General features: G+C 69.2%; 15 protein-coding genes. 12 read left to right on the top strand and 3 right to left on the bottom strand.

Annotated elements, in window-relative coordinates; translation table 11 throughout:
* Positions 1-10 precede the first annotated feature (10 nt).
* The 3 genes from OG562_RS34625 (at position 11) to OG562_RS34615 (ending at position 1,877) form a co-directional block, all read left to right on the top strand.
* Positions 11-220 (top strand): hypothetical protein, encoded by a 210-nt coding sequence (locus OG562_RS34625; protein WP_266405134.1) that lies wholly within the window; start codon positions 11-13, stop codon positions 218-220.
* Positions 221-693: 473 nt separating this feature from the next.
* Complete coding sequence (locus tag OG562_RS34620; protein WP_266405131.1) at positions 694-1,077, top strand: hypothetical protein; 384 nt, start codon at positions 694-696, stop codon at positions 1,075-1,077.
* Positions 1,074-1,877, top strand: coding sequence for a DUF317 domain-containing protein (locus OG562_RS34615; protein ID WP_266405128.1), 804 nt, complete (start codon positions 1,074-1,076; stop codon positions 1,875-1,877). Before OG562_RS34620 ends, OG562_RS34615 begins: the two co-directional genes overlap by 4 nt.
* Positions 1,878-1,915: 38 nt before the next feature.
* On the opposite strand, the gene OG562_RS34610 is transcribed toward OG562_RS34615, so the two are convergent.
* Entirely contained in the window at positions 1,916-2,098 is a 183-nt protein-coding gene (locus tag OG562_RS34610) for a hypothetical protein (RefSeq protein ID WP_266405126.1), read from the bottom strand.
* A gap of 148 nt (positions 2,099-2,246) precedes the next feature.
* On the opposite strand from OG562_RS34610, the gene OG562_RS34605 reads away from it, so the two are divergent.
* The 7 genes from OG562_RS34605 (at position 2,247) to OG562_RS34575 (ending at position 9,964) form a co-directional block, all read left to right on the top strand.
* Positions 2,247-3,065 (top strand): DUF317 domain-containing protein, encoded by an 819-nt coding sequence (locus OG562_RS34605; RefSeq protein ID WP_266405124.1) that lies wholly within the window; start codon positions 2,247-2,249, stop codon positions 3,063-3,065.
* 73 nt (positions 3,066-3,138) lie between these two features.
* Positions 3,139-3,651 (top strand): hypothetical protein, encoded by a 513-nt coding sequence (locus OG562_RS34600; RefSeq protein WP_266405121.1) that lies wholly within the window; start codon positions 3,139-3,141, stop codon positions 3,649-3,651.
* Positions 3,648-4,043, top strand: coding sequence for a DUF317 domain-containing protein (locus OG562_RS46070; RefSeq protein ID WP_323187585.1), 396 nt, complete (start codon positions 3,648-3,650; stop codon positions 4,041-4,043). The genes OG562_RS34600 and OG562_RS46070 overlap by 4 nt, the downstream gene beginning before the upstream one ends.
* Positions 4,044-4,350: 307 nt before the next feature.
* Complete coding sequence (locus tag OG562_RS34590; protein WP_266405119.1) at positions 4,351-6,141, top strand: type IV secretory system conjugative DNA transfer family protein; 1,791 nt, start codon at positions 4,351-4,353, stop codon at positions 6,139-6,141.
* Complete coding sequence (locus tag OG562_RS34585; protein WP_266405116.1) at positions 6,138-7,409, top strand: DNA cytosine methyltransferase; 1,272 nt, start codon at positions 6,138-6,140, stop codon at positions 7,407-7,409. The genes OG562_RS34590 and OG562_RS34585 overlap by 4 nt, the downstream gene beginning before the upstream one ends.
* Complete coding sequence (locus tag OG562_RS34580; protein WP_266405113.1) at positions 7,409-8,527, top strand: DnaB-like helicase N-terminal domain-containing protein; 1,119 nt, start codon at positions 7,409-7,411, stop codon at positions 8,525-8,527. The genes OG562_RS34585 and OG562_RS34580 overlap by 1 nt, the downstream gene beginning before the upstream one ends.
* Before the next feature lie 66 nt (positions 8,528-8,593).
* Positions 8,594-9,964 (top strand): DUF317 domain-containing protein, encoded by a 1,371-nt coding sequence (locus tag OG562_RS34575; RefSeq protein ID WP_266405110.1) that lies wholly within the window; start codon positions 8,594-8,596, stop codon positions 9,962-9,964.
* Between the two features lie 154 nt (positions 9,965-10,118).
* Here the strand turns inward: OG562_RS34575 and OG562_RS34570 are convergent, their stop codons facing one another.
* Together OG562_RS34570 and OG562_RS34565 are read right to left on the bottom strand one after the other, a co-directional pair.
* On the bottom strand, positions 10,119-11,015 hold the full coding sequence (locus OG562_RS34570) for a DUF5655 domain-containing protein (RefSeq protein WP_266405107.1): 897 nt from the start codon (positions 11,013-11,015) through the stop codon (positions 10,119-10,121).
* Between the two features lie 425 nt (positions 11,016-11,440).
* A complete protein-coding gene (locus tag OG562_RS34565; RefSeq protein WP_266405105.1) occupies positions 11,441-11,941 on the bottom strand; it encodes an NUDIX domain-containing protein in 501 nt (166 codons plus the stop codon).
* 655 nt (positions 11,942-12,596) lie between these two features.
* On the opposite strand from OG562_RS34565, the gene OG562_RS34560 reads away from it, so the two are divergent.
* A complete protein-coding gene (locus OG562_RS34560; protein ID WP_266405103.1) occupies positions 12,597-14,153 on the top strand; it encodes a hypothetical protein in 1,557 nt (518 codons plus the stop codon).
* Positions 14,150-14,965: a hypothetical protein gene (locus OG562_RS34555; protein ID WP_266405101.1), complete on the top strand. Its 816-nt coding sequence runs from the start codon at positions 14,150-14,152 to the stop codon at positions 14,963-14,965. The genes OG562_RS34560 and OG562_RS34555 overlap by 4 nt, the downstream gene beginning before the upstream one ends.
* The last annotated feature ends 14 nt before the right edge of the window (positions 14,966-14,979 follow it).

Here is a 14,979-nt window from a genome sequence, read left to right as displayed (position 1 = left end):
GGAGAACCACATGGCCAACCTGGCCGACGAATATGGCACGGACGTCGAGATCTACATCAAGGCCCTGACGACCACCATCCGCGCCGACACCCCAACGGGCGCCCCCGCCCAGCTCCACGACCTGCTGGAACACCTCGGCCTGGAACGCCACGCATACCCCACGGACGCGCCGCTCTACAACTGGCACACCGTGCCCGAACACCTCGACGCCGGCGAGTAGAAGCGGCTGGCAATCCGCGCCATCCCCGTCCTGCTCCTGGCCGGGTACGAGGTCAACTGCACGCCCGAAGTCTTCGACGAATCCGCCTACCGGCAGGCCATACACGACCTGCGCTCTCGAGCGGGCCACCCTGCCGCACGGCAGCATGCACCGGCCGGCTCCCCCTCGCCTGCAACCCCGGCCCGCCGCACCCCGTAAGGCCACTGGACGGTCCCGGCACCGCGCCGGGACCGCCCACCTCACTAGCCGAGACCCGGAGAAACCCGTAGCAATCCGCACACCCCCACCGATCAGCAACCGGCTCAAGCCCCGACTCGCCACAGCCCTCTTCCGCCGCTATCTGCGCGCCTGTATTCCGACCTGCCCCGACCGCGCCTCCCCGCTGGCAGGCGCTCGCCCGGAGGCCGCCCTCGCCGAGACACAGCGCGTCGGGCACCGCCACCACCACTGACCGTCCACCGCCCCGGAGGAGCATGTCCCACCCCACCCCCTACCCGGTGAGACTGGCCGACGAGATCACCCGCCAGCTCGGCCAGCTCGCCGACCACCTCTCTCAGCTTCCCCCGCCCCAGGCCGCTCAGGTCATCGCCCGCGTGCTCGACCCGGATACCGGAGTCCTCGGCGGCGTCACCCATCTCGTCGCCACCGGCAGCGTGTTCGCCAAGGACCAGGCAGAGCGAGGCGCGCTCCCCGCGGAGGTGTGGCTCGCCCTGGGCCGTGCCTCGAACGAACTCGGCGACATCACCCTCGACCTGGACGAACACAAAGACGCTCTTCAGCGCGTCGGCGCCCAGCCCGCCACTACGGCGGCGAAGCCCCCGGCACCCGCACCGCTCGTCGTCCGGCGCCGCCGGTGAAGAAGAAGCAGTGGCAGGGCTGGGGACCCGACGAGCAGGCCGAGCAGCACTACCTCATCCAGCCCCGCGCCCTGGCCGGCGGCGGCGACGTCCGGCACGTCTCTGAGTTCCTGCGCGCCTCCGGCTGGCGGGACAAGTCCAAGACGGGCGGCCCCCTGCACATGGAGAGCCCGGACGGCACCGTCCGCATCGCCTACGACCCCTACGTCCTCCCCGGCGGGTGGACCATCCACGGCAAAGCAGACGGAGCGAACGGCGAGTGGTCCGCCCACCTGGGCCAGCAAACGCCGGTGGAGATCGTCGCCGGCCTGACCGATGCCCTCACCCGCCCCCGCTCAGCCCATGCCCCTAACGTCTGGGCCCCTCTGCAGAAGCAGAGATGGCACACGCGCTTCGAGGGCCAGGACTACATGGCGACGAGCCCCGACTGCACCGCGTGGGTGCAGTACCGGCAAAGCCCCGACGGGGCGGCGATGTGGTGGACCGGAGCGCAGGACAAGCAGGGCAACGGCTGGACGGCCAACTTCACGCCGAACACCCCGATGCACCTGGTGCAAGCCTTCTCCACCGAACTCGCCAGCCCGGACCCCGTGATGCGCCCACGCGGACGCGTGCCGATGAGCTCGCAGATCCGTACCTGGTCGGTGTCCGTGAAGCCCTCCCAGCTCAGCGCGTGGCAGCAGGCCCGCATCACGGCCGCCCGCGCCGCCACCTGGGCCCGCAACAGCGCCCGCAGCACCAGACCGCACACCAGCGCCCGTCCCTACACCCCGGCCGGCGGCGCACGCACCCGCCGCTGACCGCAATAGCCCCGCCCCGAGGAGCCCGATGCCCGCACTCACCCCGGACACCATCCGCACCCCTGGCCGAAACGCTCGCGGACCTCACCGACTACCTGCGCAAGAACCCCGACCCCGCAGAAGCCCTCGTCCTCGTCGAGCCCCTCCTCGACGAGTACACGGGCCTGCCCGTCCAGTTCGCCGACACGCTGCGCGCCCTCGCCCGCGCCGTACAGGAACACCCGGACACGCCGCGCAGGGCGACCTGCTGATCACCGAGCTGCGCACGGCCGCATGGGAACTGGCCGACCAGCACACCCTCCACTACGTGCTGGACGATCTCCGTGACCTGTACGGCAGTTCGCCGACGAGCGAGCAGGAGTGCTGCTGGTGCCGCTGAGCGAACGGCAGCTCGCCGCCTTCGCCGATAAGCACGCCGTGCAGATCCCGTACGACACCAGCCCCCGCCACCTCGCCGGCCCCGGAGACGCCCGCCACGTCACCCACGGTCTGGCCACCGCCGGATGGAACGCCGTCTCCGACCCTCTGAGCGCCGAGATCATCCTGGCAAGCCCTGACCTTCGCCACCGGCTCCAGTTCGACCCGCAGTCCCGCACCTCGGCGTGGTGGCGGCTACGGGCGGAGCCCGTCGGCACCGAACCCGGCTGGTACGCCGAGTTCGGCGAACTCGTGCCCGCCGAGGTCCTCGCCGCCTTCACCGACGCCCTCATCGCCCCGCCGCCACAGCAGCCGGCCCCGTGGCAGCAGGTGACCTCGGCAGGATGGCACCACGAGCCAGACGGGGCGCGCTCGCCGGACTCCATGTGTCACATCGAACTGCGGCCGTTGAGCGAATTCCACGACCGGTCGTCCTGGCACATCGAGACCCGCGAGCCCGGCCATGGGGAGTTTCCCGGCCCGCGCATTTGGCACGCCTACCTCGACGAGCACACCCCCGCTCACCTGGTCAGCGCGTTCCTCACCGCGCTGACCGACCGCAGCCCGCTCCAGCGCGGCACGTTCGAACGCACCGGCCACTACAGCGCCGTACAGGAGCCCAGCCCGCTGCGCCCGCAGCAGGTGGTCGACGCCCACGCCACGCGCATCAAGCACCTGCGCGCCCAGGCACGCTCAGCCCGCCGCCAGCAGACGAAACCCGCGACGATCCCGGCGCACGCCAGTACCGCGCAGCCGGCGGCTCGCCGCTGACCTGAAAGGACCCCTCCCCATCTCCCGAGACCACCACGCACACCGCGACTTCCTGCGCCACCTCGACCACTACGTGCGGGACAGCCAGAAGATCCTCGACGCCTGGGACGCCTACTCCGACGAGCACACCGGCCTCGACGGCTGGCCCTACGACGACCACGCCTACGGCATGCGCAAGAGCCAGCGCGATGCCGACACCGCCGAGGCGTTCGAGCCGCTCCGCTACGGCGCCCGGCACCTGCTGGCGACCGCCGAGACACAGCTGGCCCAGCTGCCGGAGAACACGGTGCAGAGCCGCTGGGTCTACCAGCTGGGCGTCCTGCACACGGCCTTCGACCGTCTCGAAGAACTGCACGAGCAATGGCTGCTCACCCGCGACGCCCTGCCCGCCACCGCCAAGCCCGGCACCGCCGAATTCGACGACGCCCTCGCCGAACATCACGCCGAATCCTGGAGCTACCTCGACGACTGGGCCACCCACGGCAAAGCGCTCCGGGAGATCAACACCGCAGCCCGCAAGGCCCCCTCATCCCTGGTTCCCATGCCTGCCCTCGCACCCGTGCGACGAACCGCCGCACGGAAGTGACTAGGGCCCCGACTCCCGAGACCGTCGAGGTCGGCTTCATCAACCCGCGCCACCTCGCCGGCGGCGGTGACCCCGCCTGGATCACCGTTCCCCTCCACCGTGCCTGCGGATGGAGCCACGGCAACGACCCCCTGATGCCACGCGTCCTGCTCTCCAGCCCCGACCAGAAGGCCCACCTGCGCCTGGAGCCCGACCCCGACGACCAGTGGTGGATCCTGCACCACGTCGCCGAGCCGGACCGGCCCGCCTGGTACGCCAGCTTCGGCACCCGCACGGCCGTCGAACTGATCGCCGCCTTCACCGACGCCCTCACCGACCCGGCCCCAGCCGCTGACGCGCCTTGCGACCCGTACGGAGCGCTCCGGGCAGGCCGGCTGGTCACCGTACGGTGACAACGGCCTTGCTTCCCCCGACAAGACGGCGTACGTCGAGCGGCTGGGAACACCGGCTGATCCGGAAGCGAAGCCCGTGCACCGCACCGACAGCGGGCGCAGTCTGCCGACCCTCGACCCGAACGTCGTCATCCGCCGGACGACCGGCGTGCTCGCCGTGTACGTCGCCGGCGCGCTGGAAGACCGCGTTCACTCGCTCCCGCCCGACACACCACCACGCCGACGGCCTCGATCGCCTCACGGCCAGCGCCGCCCAGGCACGGCCGCAGCCGCTAACCCTCCCTCCCCGCCCGGAAGCACATAGCCCTTGCCCCCTTCCTCCTCCAGCAGCAACACCAACGGATACGACCTCTTCCTGCGCCTCCTCCTCGGGGTGCTCGCCGTCGTCGCCCCCCTGTCCCACCTGGCCTGGCTGTCCGGCAACATCACCGCCTACCTCACCGGCACCAGCTGGGCCCCCTACCAGCCGACCAACGCCCTGCTCCACCCCGAGCAGGTCTGGTCCGACGCAGGAGAAACGTCCCTGCTGATCGGTGCCCGCATCGTCCCCGTTCTCCTGCTCCTCGCTCTCGGGGCAGGGGCTGGCGTCCTGTGGGCCCGGCACAACAACCGAAGCGGCAGCCGGAAGAAGATCACCGACATGGCCAAGGCCCGGGACATCGAGCCGCTGATGGCCAAGGCGATCACCGACAAAGCCCGCTCCCTGCGCCCCAGCCTGAAGGACAGCAAGCACATCGACGCGAAGGACACCGGCATCCTTCTCGGCAACCTGCAGGGCAGCCGCCACGAGGTACGGATGGGGTTCGAGGACGTCGCCGTCGCGATCATGGCGCCCCGGTCCGGCAAGACCACCTCGCTCGCCATCCCGTCCATGCTCGGCGCACCCGGCCCGGTCCTGCTGACGTCGAACAAGGCCGCCGGCGACGCCTTCACCACCGCCTACGAGGCAAGGGCCCGGGTGGGGGCGGTGTGGACCATGGATCCACAGCAGATCGCGCATGCCGCCCGCGAGATGTGGTGGAACCCTCTCGCCAGCGCGACCACCTTGGACGGGGCGAACCGTCTGGCCGGACACTTCCTCGCGGCCTCGGTGGACGCCTCCCAGCAGGGCGACTTCTGGTCGAAGGCCGGCAGCAACATCTTGTCCCAGCTGCTCTTGGCCGCGGCGCTCGACGAGCGGCCCATCACCGACATCATGCAGTGGCTCGCCTTCCCCGCCGACCGCACTCCGCTGGACATCCTGCGCGACCACGACTTCGCCGCCGTCGCCGCTCAGCTCAAGGGCACCGTCGAAGGCCCCCCGGAAACGAGGGACGGTATCTACGAGACAGCCCGGCAGTACGCCTCCGCGCTCCTGAACGCGGAAATCGCCGCGTGGGTGACGCCGCAGAGGGACGTTCCGGAATTCCGGCCGGAGCAGTTCGTCACGTCCACCGACACGCTGTTCCTACTCAGCAAGGACGGTGGCGGCGGAGCCTCGGCGCTGATCGCCGCGTGCGCGGACTCGGTGATGCGGGCCGCGACCGCGCAGGCCGAACGTGCCGGCGGGCGCCTGGATCCGCCCATGCTGGCGATCCTCGACGAGGCCGCCAACGTGTGCAAGATCAGCGACTTGCCAGACCTGTACTCCCACCTCGGCAGCCGCGGGATCATCCCGATCACGATCCTCCAGTCCTACCGCCAGGGCCAGAAGGTCTGGGGAGACGCGGGCATGGACGCCATGTGGTCCGCCTCGACTGTCAAGGTGATCGGCAGCGGTATTGACGACCCGGACTTCGCGGACAAGCTCAGCCGCCTGATCGGCGACCACGACGTGGAGACCACGTCCACCTCGCACTCGGAGTCCGGCAAGAGCACGTCAGTGTCGATGCGGCAGGAACGGATCCTGCCCGCCGATGCGATCCGCGCCCTGCCCAAGGGCACCGCGCTCTGCTTCGCCACCGGCATGCGCGCCGCCATGCTCGACCTCCGGCCGTGGTATCGGGAGCCCGGCGCCGAGGAACTGTCCGCGGCGTCCGCCCGCGCATCGCAAGCGATCACCGCCCGCGCCGTCGCGAAGCACGCGCCGACACAGTCCGACTTCGGGCTGGCCAGGTGATACTCGACCTCTTCGCGGGGCCGGGCGGCTGGAGCAGGGCGCTGCACGTCTTCGGCGTGCGCGACATCGGGCTGGAATGGGACGAGTGGGCGTGCAAGACCCGGGCCGCGGCTGGGCAGTTGACCATCCGCACCGACGTGGCAAGGTATCCGACCTGGCCCTTCATCGGCCGCACCCGCGGAATGATCGCTTCCCCTCCGTGCCAGGCGTGGAGCATGGCCGGCAAACGCCTCGGCCTGCTCGACCAGCCGCTGGTGCACGCGGCGGTCGAGGACCTGGCCGCCGGACGGGACTCCCGCGAACGCCTCCTCGCCGCATGCCGTGACGAGCGCTCCCTGCTCGCAGCCGAGCCGATACGCTATCTATACGCCCTGAACACGGTCGGCGAGCCCGACTGGGTCGCCATGGAGGAAGTGCCGCACGTCCTGCCCTTGTGGAAGCAGTACGCGGCCGTCCTGCGCGGGTGGGGGTTCTCCGTCTGGTACGGGATCCTCAACGCGGCCGACTTCGGCGTCCCGCAGACCAGGAAGCGGGCGATACTCCTGGCCTCCCGCGTCCGTACGGCGCAGCCGCCAACGCCCACGCATTCCCAACTCGCGGAGCCCGAATCGCTTTTCGGTCCCGGCCGCGCCCGCTGGGTCAGCATGGCCGAAGCCCTGGGATGGGGCGCGACCGACCGGCCCGTCCCTACCGTCTGCGCAGGCGGTGGGCCCGGCGGCGGGCCCGAACCGTTCCCATCGGGCTCCCGCAAGACGCTGTCCGACGCCCGGGAGCGCGGCACCTGGATGCCCCGGCCGGACGGGGTCGTCCTGCAGTCCCGTCGTGAAGGCACGGGATGGGCGGCCCGGCACGGCACACGCGAGAACCGTGCCGCCGACTCTCCCGCGCCCACGTTCACCGCCGAGGCCCACCGCTGGTCCTGGTCCCTGCGCAGCAACAACCAGGCCAACGCCACCGTCCGGTCCATCCAGGAGCCGGCCGGCACGCTGTTCTTCGGGCACCGCGCGAACGAGTGCACCTGGGTCGCCGAACCCGCCTCACCGCCGGCCGAAGAAGCCGATGCGCCAGCCGTTCCTGAGCCGATCCGGATCACCGCCCGCGAGGCCGGCCTCCTGCAGACCTTCCCCGCCGACTACCCCTGGGCCGGCAACAAGGGCCAACAGTTCTCCCAGATCGGCAACGCCGTTCCCCCGCTGCTCGCCGGCCACCTCCTCGCCCCGCACCTCGGCGTCACCCTCGAGCCCGACGACTTCACCCTCGCCGCCTGATGCCCCACGCCCCCGAACTCGACGAAGACGACCTCGACGCCATCGCACCGGCCCAGCCCGTGTTCCACGTCGAGCAGGCCCTCCTCGGAGCTCTCCTCCTCGACCCGCACCGCCTGGACGACGTGAGCGGCATCGCCGCCGACTCGTTCTCCACCGCCGCACACGCTGCCCTGTACGCCGCGATCAGCACCCTGCCACTGCCCGACCCTGCCGAGCACGCAAAGAACACCAAGTGGCTCGACCGCGTGCTCGCCACGGGACGCGAGCAGGCTCGCGGGCTGACCGCCTCGTACCTGCACACCCTCGTTCAGGTCTGTCCCTGGTCCCGCCACGCGCCTGCCTACGCGCGGATGGTCGAGGCCGAACATGCCCGCCGCCGTCTGCAGACGGCCGCCGAACGCCTCGTCCAGACCGCCCACGATGTCTCCCTCCCGCACCCCGTCCAGGCGGTGCTCGCCGAGGCCGACGCGCTCGCCGCGGTCGTGGACGACATCGCAGCCCGCTTCCCGCCCCGCGCAGGCGTACTGCCCCGAACCGCGGCACCATCGCCGCCCGTCGCGCCCGACTACACGGAGGCGGTCGAGGAGGAGCAGATGCTGCTCGCGACCGCCACCGCCAACCCTGCCGACATCGAGTCCGTCCGGTGGCTACTACCCGACGACCTCACCCTGCCCTTGCACGCCGGCCTGTGGCAGTGCCTGACCGCCCTGGCGCGCCGCCGCGAGCCCGTCGACCCCGTCACCGTCCTGTGGGAGGCCCAACAGCGCGGCCTGCTCGACGACGGAAGCGAACCGGGCGACGTGCTCCACCTGCTGACCGAACCGGCCGGTTCCGTGGAGCACTGGAGCGAGCGCGCACTGCAGCGCTCCATCCTGGCCACCGCCGATCGCACCGGCCGGCGCATCGAGGCGTACGCCGGCGACACGGCGAACACCCCGTTCCAGCTCGTCGTCGGCGCCCGCCGCTCCCTCGCCGACATCGGCGGCGTCCGCACTCGCTGGCAGCACGCCACCGGAACGGTCCCGACGCCGCAACCGCGACCGGCGCCCACCACCCGTGCCGGCCCGCCAACAACGACGGCCGCGTACACCGGCCGCGCCGCGCGAGCAACCCGATAGCACCCCGCACACGCCGGTGGCCGGACCCGAAGGCCCGGCCACCGGCAGAAGAGACGACACCCCAACGTGACTCCCACCATCGACGCCCACGTTCGCCTCGACACCCACCCCACCCATCCAAGCGCCGTGACTGCCGTCCTGACCGGCACCCGGGCCCACGTTGCCCACCTGAGCCTGGAGGCAGCCGACTGGACCGTCGTCGCCGACAACCTCCTGGTCCTGGTCCGCATCGACCACGAGGAGCCCTACTGGGCCAAGGACGCAGCCAAGCACCTGTCCGCCGACGGCATCACCGTGGAGGTCACCCCTCGGCTCCAGGAGGCCATGGACGAGGAATGGACCTGGGCGAACTATCCGATGCCGTGGTGCACCCGCAGCGAAATCCGCGAGGTCTCCAATCAGGCGCAGAAGATCCACGACGACATCCGCCACGGCCAGCTCCTCATCCACGCCCACGCCCACGACGGCCACACCACCGTCGCGGTCGGCACCTACCTCCACCGCAACGGCAAGTCCGTCTACCTCCACGGCGAGGACCACCTGCGCCAGGTCACCGACACCTTCGACTCACCCGCTGGGGCCCTGCTCGCCTTCGAGAAGGTCCACGGCGCCGAGATGCGCCCCGGCCCGGCACCCCTGACCGACACCGAACGCGCCGCTGCCGAGGCCCGCGCCCCGCTCTCCCTCACCGCAGTCAAGGCCGAACCGGCCCGTCCGGAGCCGGAGACCGTCCCGGCCTACCTGGCCGATGCCGGTGACCACGACGCGCTCCTCGACGCGTTCATCGACTCCCACAGCGAATGGGAGAAGTGGCGGACTTGGTCGGACGAGACGACCCACGCCATCCACGAGTCCCAGACCCTGCGCATCGAGCGCGTCCACGAAACGCCCGCTCACGAAACAGCGTGGACCGTGGCCGCCTACGAGACACCCGTATCCGACCGCATGTGGGTCCTCACCGCGACCGGCGCCACCCCCGCCCCGATGTTGGAGGAGCTGCTGAATCACCTCGCCGAAGGCGACGGCTGGGACGCGGCCATCAGCGCCCCGGTGGACGAGAAGATGGTCACCGTGGCCATGCAGCCCCTCTCCGACGCCGGATGGAAGCACACCGTGGACGGGCGATGGATCCGCTGGAAGTCCCCCACCGGGGACGCGGGCGTCCAGTTCGACGCCTTCACCGCCCAGCACCCGAGCCACAACCTGGCCACCTGGACCGTCTGGGCCGGTCCTGGCCCTGACCGGCCCACCTGGGCCGTCACCGCGTCCCCACACACCCCGAGTTCGCTGCTGGCCGATCTCTCCGAGGCCCTCGCCCACAAAACCGGCACTCGCCACCCACAGACCGGAACCCCCGAACGCAGAACGAGCCTCGTCACCAGCCCGCCGGTCCCCCCTGCGGTCGCGGCCACCCCCGCTGCCAGCCGTACACGCTGATCGTCAGCACGCAAGAGCGGGACAACATAGCGCGGGATCGCCGGTTAGCCCAACCGGCGATCCCCTACATCATTGGTAGTCCACCGCCACGCCCTACTCGCACGTCGAAAAGGGCCACCCCACGGCCACAGAGCAGCCATAGGCCGGCAGACGATCACGCCGCCGCGTAGCTGGCCCGGAACAGATCCTGCGCCCGCTCCACGTCTCGCGGCGTACGCAGCTGCACCTCCAGATCACCCGTCCCGTGGTGACCGAGACCGGACACGTCACGGGTGAAACCCGGAACGAGGTCGACGTCCTGCGGATCGACCTTCAGGTAGACCAGCAGCTTGCTGCGCTGCGGCGGGCAGAGGCAGGCGAAGTTCCGCAGCCGCTGATAGGCCCGGTAGGTCTTGCGCTCGACGCGGTTCACACCGTCCCCGAGCCCGAGCAGTACCTCGTCGACAGCGTTCGCCAGCTCCACCATCGACGCGCCCTGGACGTCGGCCGCCGCCCGGGCAACCGCCTGGCGGCGCGGCCGGCGTGCTACCTGCATGCCGCCGCTCACGGACGCCACGGTCTCAAGGCCGAGCAGGTCGCTGCCGAAGAGTCGGTAGCGGACCAGGTCGATCGACCGCCGGTGCTCGCGAACGGCATGCGCGTCGTAGCGCGTGAAGTCGCCGGCGATACAGATCAGGCGCGGTCCGCTCCACAGGACCTGGGACGCGGCCGTCACCCCGAGCCGGTCGCGGACCAGCTGCTCGAATTCGGCGCGATGGTCCATCAGCCATGCCAGGTAAAACAGGCCCTGGTTGATGACGCCGGCATCGACGCCGCGCTTGTACTCGACGATGACCGGCGATCCGTTCTCGTCCAGACCGAGCGAATCGATGCGGCCCCCGTGAACCGGCCCCGTGCGGTATTCGCTCGCCAGGAACCGGACACCCAGCAACGTCTCCATGTGTGCCTCGACGAGACCTTGCACATCTGCCTCGGCCTCAGCAAGACGCGGCGTGACCTCGGTCATTCCGCTATTCGTCGTGTCCGTGCGGAACAGCTTCAGGCCCGACACCTTCCCCTCCTCGACTCGGAGATCACCAACGCCGATGAGGTGCGGAATTGTTTCCGCGAGAGGCTGCGGGGGAGTGAAGAAAATACGAGACCCTGCGTGCCGCCCAGCCGGAGAGCGGTGGCCTCTCTCGGTCACCGGGAACCTACGGCTCCCCCATGCGTCCCCCACCCCCCAGGGGACAGCATTAGGAAGCTCTGGGGCTTGGCGCCACGAGGGCTGGCCGCGGCAACGCTACGGGGCCATTCCGTCGCCGTACCATCCTTGGCGGAACGAGTGTGGAGCGAGCGCAGGCCGGACCTGGAGAGCAGGTCCGGCAGGCTGATGGCGCTGTTCTTCTGCGCAGAGGTCGCAGGGCCACACGTGCACCCAGGGGATCCCCGGCTGGAGGCGGCCGGGAAGGAAGCCGCGCGGCTCATTGCTGAGCTTCACAACTTTGGACGACGGCCCCGCGGCAGCTGCCCGGACTGACCGTCATCAGCCCTCTGCCAGCCGTCCAACGAGAGGATCGGGCCCCCGTCCAAGTACCGCTTGACCGCGACCAGGGTGGTGTGTGTAAAGGGTTGCGGAAGGTCGTCCGGAGGCACCCAGGCGATGGTGTCGTGCTTGTGCGGCTCCGTATTGCGGGGAGTACCACTCCACTGGTCGGTGTGGAAGACCAGGGCCATGAACATCCCTGGGGCTTCCGCTCCCCAGCAGCCATGGACGACGTGGACGAGGCGCAGGTCCGTCTCGGCGACGACGACGCCCGTCTCCTCCTTCAGTTCTCGTACCGCAGTCGCGGTAATCGGTTCCCGGGGTTCGCCCTTCCCGCTGGGGACGTCCCATTCGCCAGGCGCGAAATCCAAGTGGCTGCTCCGCCGCAGGATGAGGAGTCTGCCGTTGTCAGGATCCGTGACGAGAACAGCAGCGATGAGCCGCGTCGTCATCGGTTCACTCTTCCACCGGGCCGCCGACTGATCGGACTCAGACAATCGCCTTCCTCCAAACGATCTCAAAGCGTGGGAGCGATACACCCAGCTCATAAGCTCGGCCAGTCTGCACCAGAAGCCGAACGATGCGCCTCAATATTTCGCGGCGTTAACGCCCGGTGGTCGCTCTTCATGACCAGCCCTCGCCCTGGTCATGGGCCCTTGACTCGAATGCTGCCCCCTTTCGCCGGGATGCCCAGCCTTCCCACGCATAGACCGCCCCGGCCGATCCGCAAGAAACGCCTCACCGGACAGGACCCTGCGCCCACTTCCTCACCATCCAATCGCTACCGAACCTTCGGAGCGATCGGCCCCGGGATGAGGCACGGCCCCGTCACAACACCATCGGACGCCAAGGACCTCCACCTCAGCAGGAGATCAGGGAAACGTCTTTGAGCCATAACTTTCGCGCCAGCCGCTCTAATCTGCGCCCATCCGCCGCCATGGCGGCCACACGAACTGGGAACGGTCACCTGAGAGCGGCACGCCAGCCATCGCAGGCTGCCCCTCACCGCATCCATAAATAGCGCACCAGTTCGGATTCTGAGTGATTGTCAGTGCCGTGTCCTAGCTTGAAATCACAACGCGAGACCGGGAATTGGGGGAAGACCTGGTGATCTTTGAAGAGCCGTCCGCAATCTACGAAAGCATCACGTCGCGGATGCGAGCCCTAGCGGTGGTCTATCCGGTGCTGGCCTTGGATGCCAGCAAGGCCAAGAAGGAGCGCGGGTGGGACCCGTACCGCATGGCTGAACTGGCCTTGGCCGCGATTGACTTCGTAACGCTGCGCACCGACATGCGGACAGCCGTGCGGCAGGAGACGGTCGTGGAACACGTGGCCGAGTTCGCCGCACTGCAGCAGCCAGGCCGGACTGGGGAGGAGTACCGGGCAGTCGCCCGCTGGGTGACCGAGCGGCTGATCAACACCGAAGAACGCGACCGCGCTTTCCGTCACGACGTCGGGTACGTGACAGACAGCAAGTTCGAGACGCGCGAGGCATCTTTCCAGATCCTCAAGGAAGTCCCTGATCACGTGGGGCAGGCAGCTCTCATCGCCACGGACGCGGCGATCACCGTGCTGGTGCATGCGATCGACGTCGATATTGCCTCGGAACAGATCGCCGCCGAAGCCAAGTTGGAAGCTCTGCTCAAGCGTTCACGGATCAGCGAGGCGTGGCAGGCCGCGCACAACGCACGGATCCAGAGCGTCCGGTACGCCAAGGACATCCATGGGCGCATCGAAGCCATGAAGCGCAATGTGCGGGCTGTGGACTGGGACACGGAAGTCAGGGACACGGTCGATGAGGCTTTGGAGCACGTGCGCAGCCGGTCCGCGGCCGAGACGAAGCACAAGGAGCGGGTCAACCAACTACTGGAAGCCACCGCCGATGAACGCAAGCGCAGACAGCTGCAAGACCTGGAGGCGCTCATCCACGAGTGCTGGCAACGTCACGCGGTACTGATTGACATGCTGATGACGGTCGGTCCGGAGTTCCGGCGCCAACAGGACCGTCAGGTGTTCGTGGCTCCGACGATTCACACCCGCGTACATCTACATGAGCAGCTCCTTCAGCCGGTGCTGGAACTCTCACTTAACGCGTGCTTGGGCCCCTTGGAGGCGTTCACTCGTGCCGTCATGGGGCCCGTGCGTCCTCGTGTGATGTACCTGCCCGACTTTCTGGAAGGGCTCACCAGGGTCGCCGAGGAGGCCGGCGGGGAGCTGGTGCCGGTTCAGAACGAGTACGACTGGTCGGAGATCGACGCCCGTCCCGCTTTCAGCGAAGAGCAACACTACGCGGTGGACGCGCTGCTGGCTGCCATCACGGACCAGGGCGTGCGGCTCTCGACCCTGCTGGCGGCCACACGCCAACCAGGCCCGGGCACAGGACCGGAATCAGGCACCGACGAGTTGCTCACGCTTCGCACCCAGCAGCTATTCCGGCTCATTCCGGTGCGCCAACTCGTCGATGGTGAAACTGCCGTGGTGGCCGTCGACGACGGCACAGTCCTGGATGACGTCCTCTTTGGCGGCAGCGACTTCCTCCTGGTCCGCACCGGGGGCATCGGTCCCTCGCAGGAGTCACAGACGAACGCGCCACTGCCCACTTTCCCAGCACCGCGCCGCCCGCAAGGCCCTGACGCCCACCAGCTTGATCAGGAGAGTGCATGAACCGTCACGAGGATGCTGCCGAGGCTGCCCGGATGGTCGCCTTCGCCATGGCCCGCCGCAAAGCGCCCGCTCGCTCTGGCGACTACGCCCGACTCGTCCAACGCTTCGACACTGAGCCGGACTTCGCGCAGGTAGTGCGCAAGGTCGCCCAGGGATTCGACCTGACGGTGCTGGAAGTTCATCCCATGACCGGGTTGGTCCTGGGCACCACGCCCGAGACCGACTTCGGGGTGTCCGTCTCCGACCTCGTCCCGCAGACCGCCGATCGCCCCCTGTACCTGCTGGCCCAGCTGACCATCGCCGCCATGGTCTTCCCCCGTCCCGAAGACCTCGACGATGACGAGCATGTCGGCCGGATCTCAGTCAAGCAGGTCGATGAAGAGGTCCGGGTCCTGGCGTCGACCATCGAACGCCGCCTTGCACAGAGTGACGCAGATGTTGATCCACCCTCCGATCAGCCGGGGCTGGAAGGACTGTGGCGGGCCTACCTGCGCCGGAACGCCACGGGAAAGACGCAGACCGACAGGGCCCCACGAGCCTCGACGAGAGCACTGGTGAAAAAGGCGTTCGCGCATTTGGAGAGCCACGGCTTCGTACGCAAGGTCAGCGACGAAGACGCCGGCACATATGTCACCAACGTCAAGTACCGACTGCAGATCCGCGACCAGGCCGCGCGGGACATGCTGGAGGAACTCGCAGCACTGGGAGTCGCAGCGCTCCCCACGGACGGCACACCCAACCACGACCAGCCATCACCGGACGACCCCCCGTCGCCGACCGAGAACACGCCGGTAACCGACCTGTTCAGCTGACCGCCCTACTGCAA

It is taken from the genome of Streptomyces sp. NBC_01275 (assembly GCF_026340655.1).
Classification (GTDB): domain Bacteria; phylum Actinomycetota; class Actinomycetes; order Streptomycetales; family Streptomycetaceae; genus Streptomyces.
Note: the sequence above shows the minus strand (reverse complement) of the source record. Positions and strands in the feature narration are given on the sequence as shown.

Coding starts and splice junctions, on each gene's coding strand:
- OG562_RS34625 (WP_266405134.1), top strand. CDS start 11: ATGGCCAACCTGGCCGACGAATATGGCACGGACGTCGAGATCTACATC.
- OG562_RS34620 (WP_266405131.1), top strand. CDS start 694: ATGTCCCACCCCACCCCCTACCCGGTGAGACTGGCCGACGAGATCACC.
- OG562_RS34580 (WP_266405113.1), top strand. CDS start 7,409: ATGCCCCACGCCCCCGAACTCGACGAAGACGACCTCGACGCCATCGCA.
- OG562_RS34565 (WP_266405105.1), bottom strand. CDS start 11,941: ATGACGACGCGGCTCATCGCTGCTGTTCTCGTCACGGATCCTGACAAC.
- OG562_RS34555 (WP_266405101.1), top strand. CDS start 14,150: ATGAACCGTCACGAGGATGCTGCCGAGGCTGCCCGGATGGTCGCCTTC.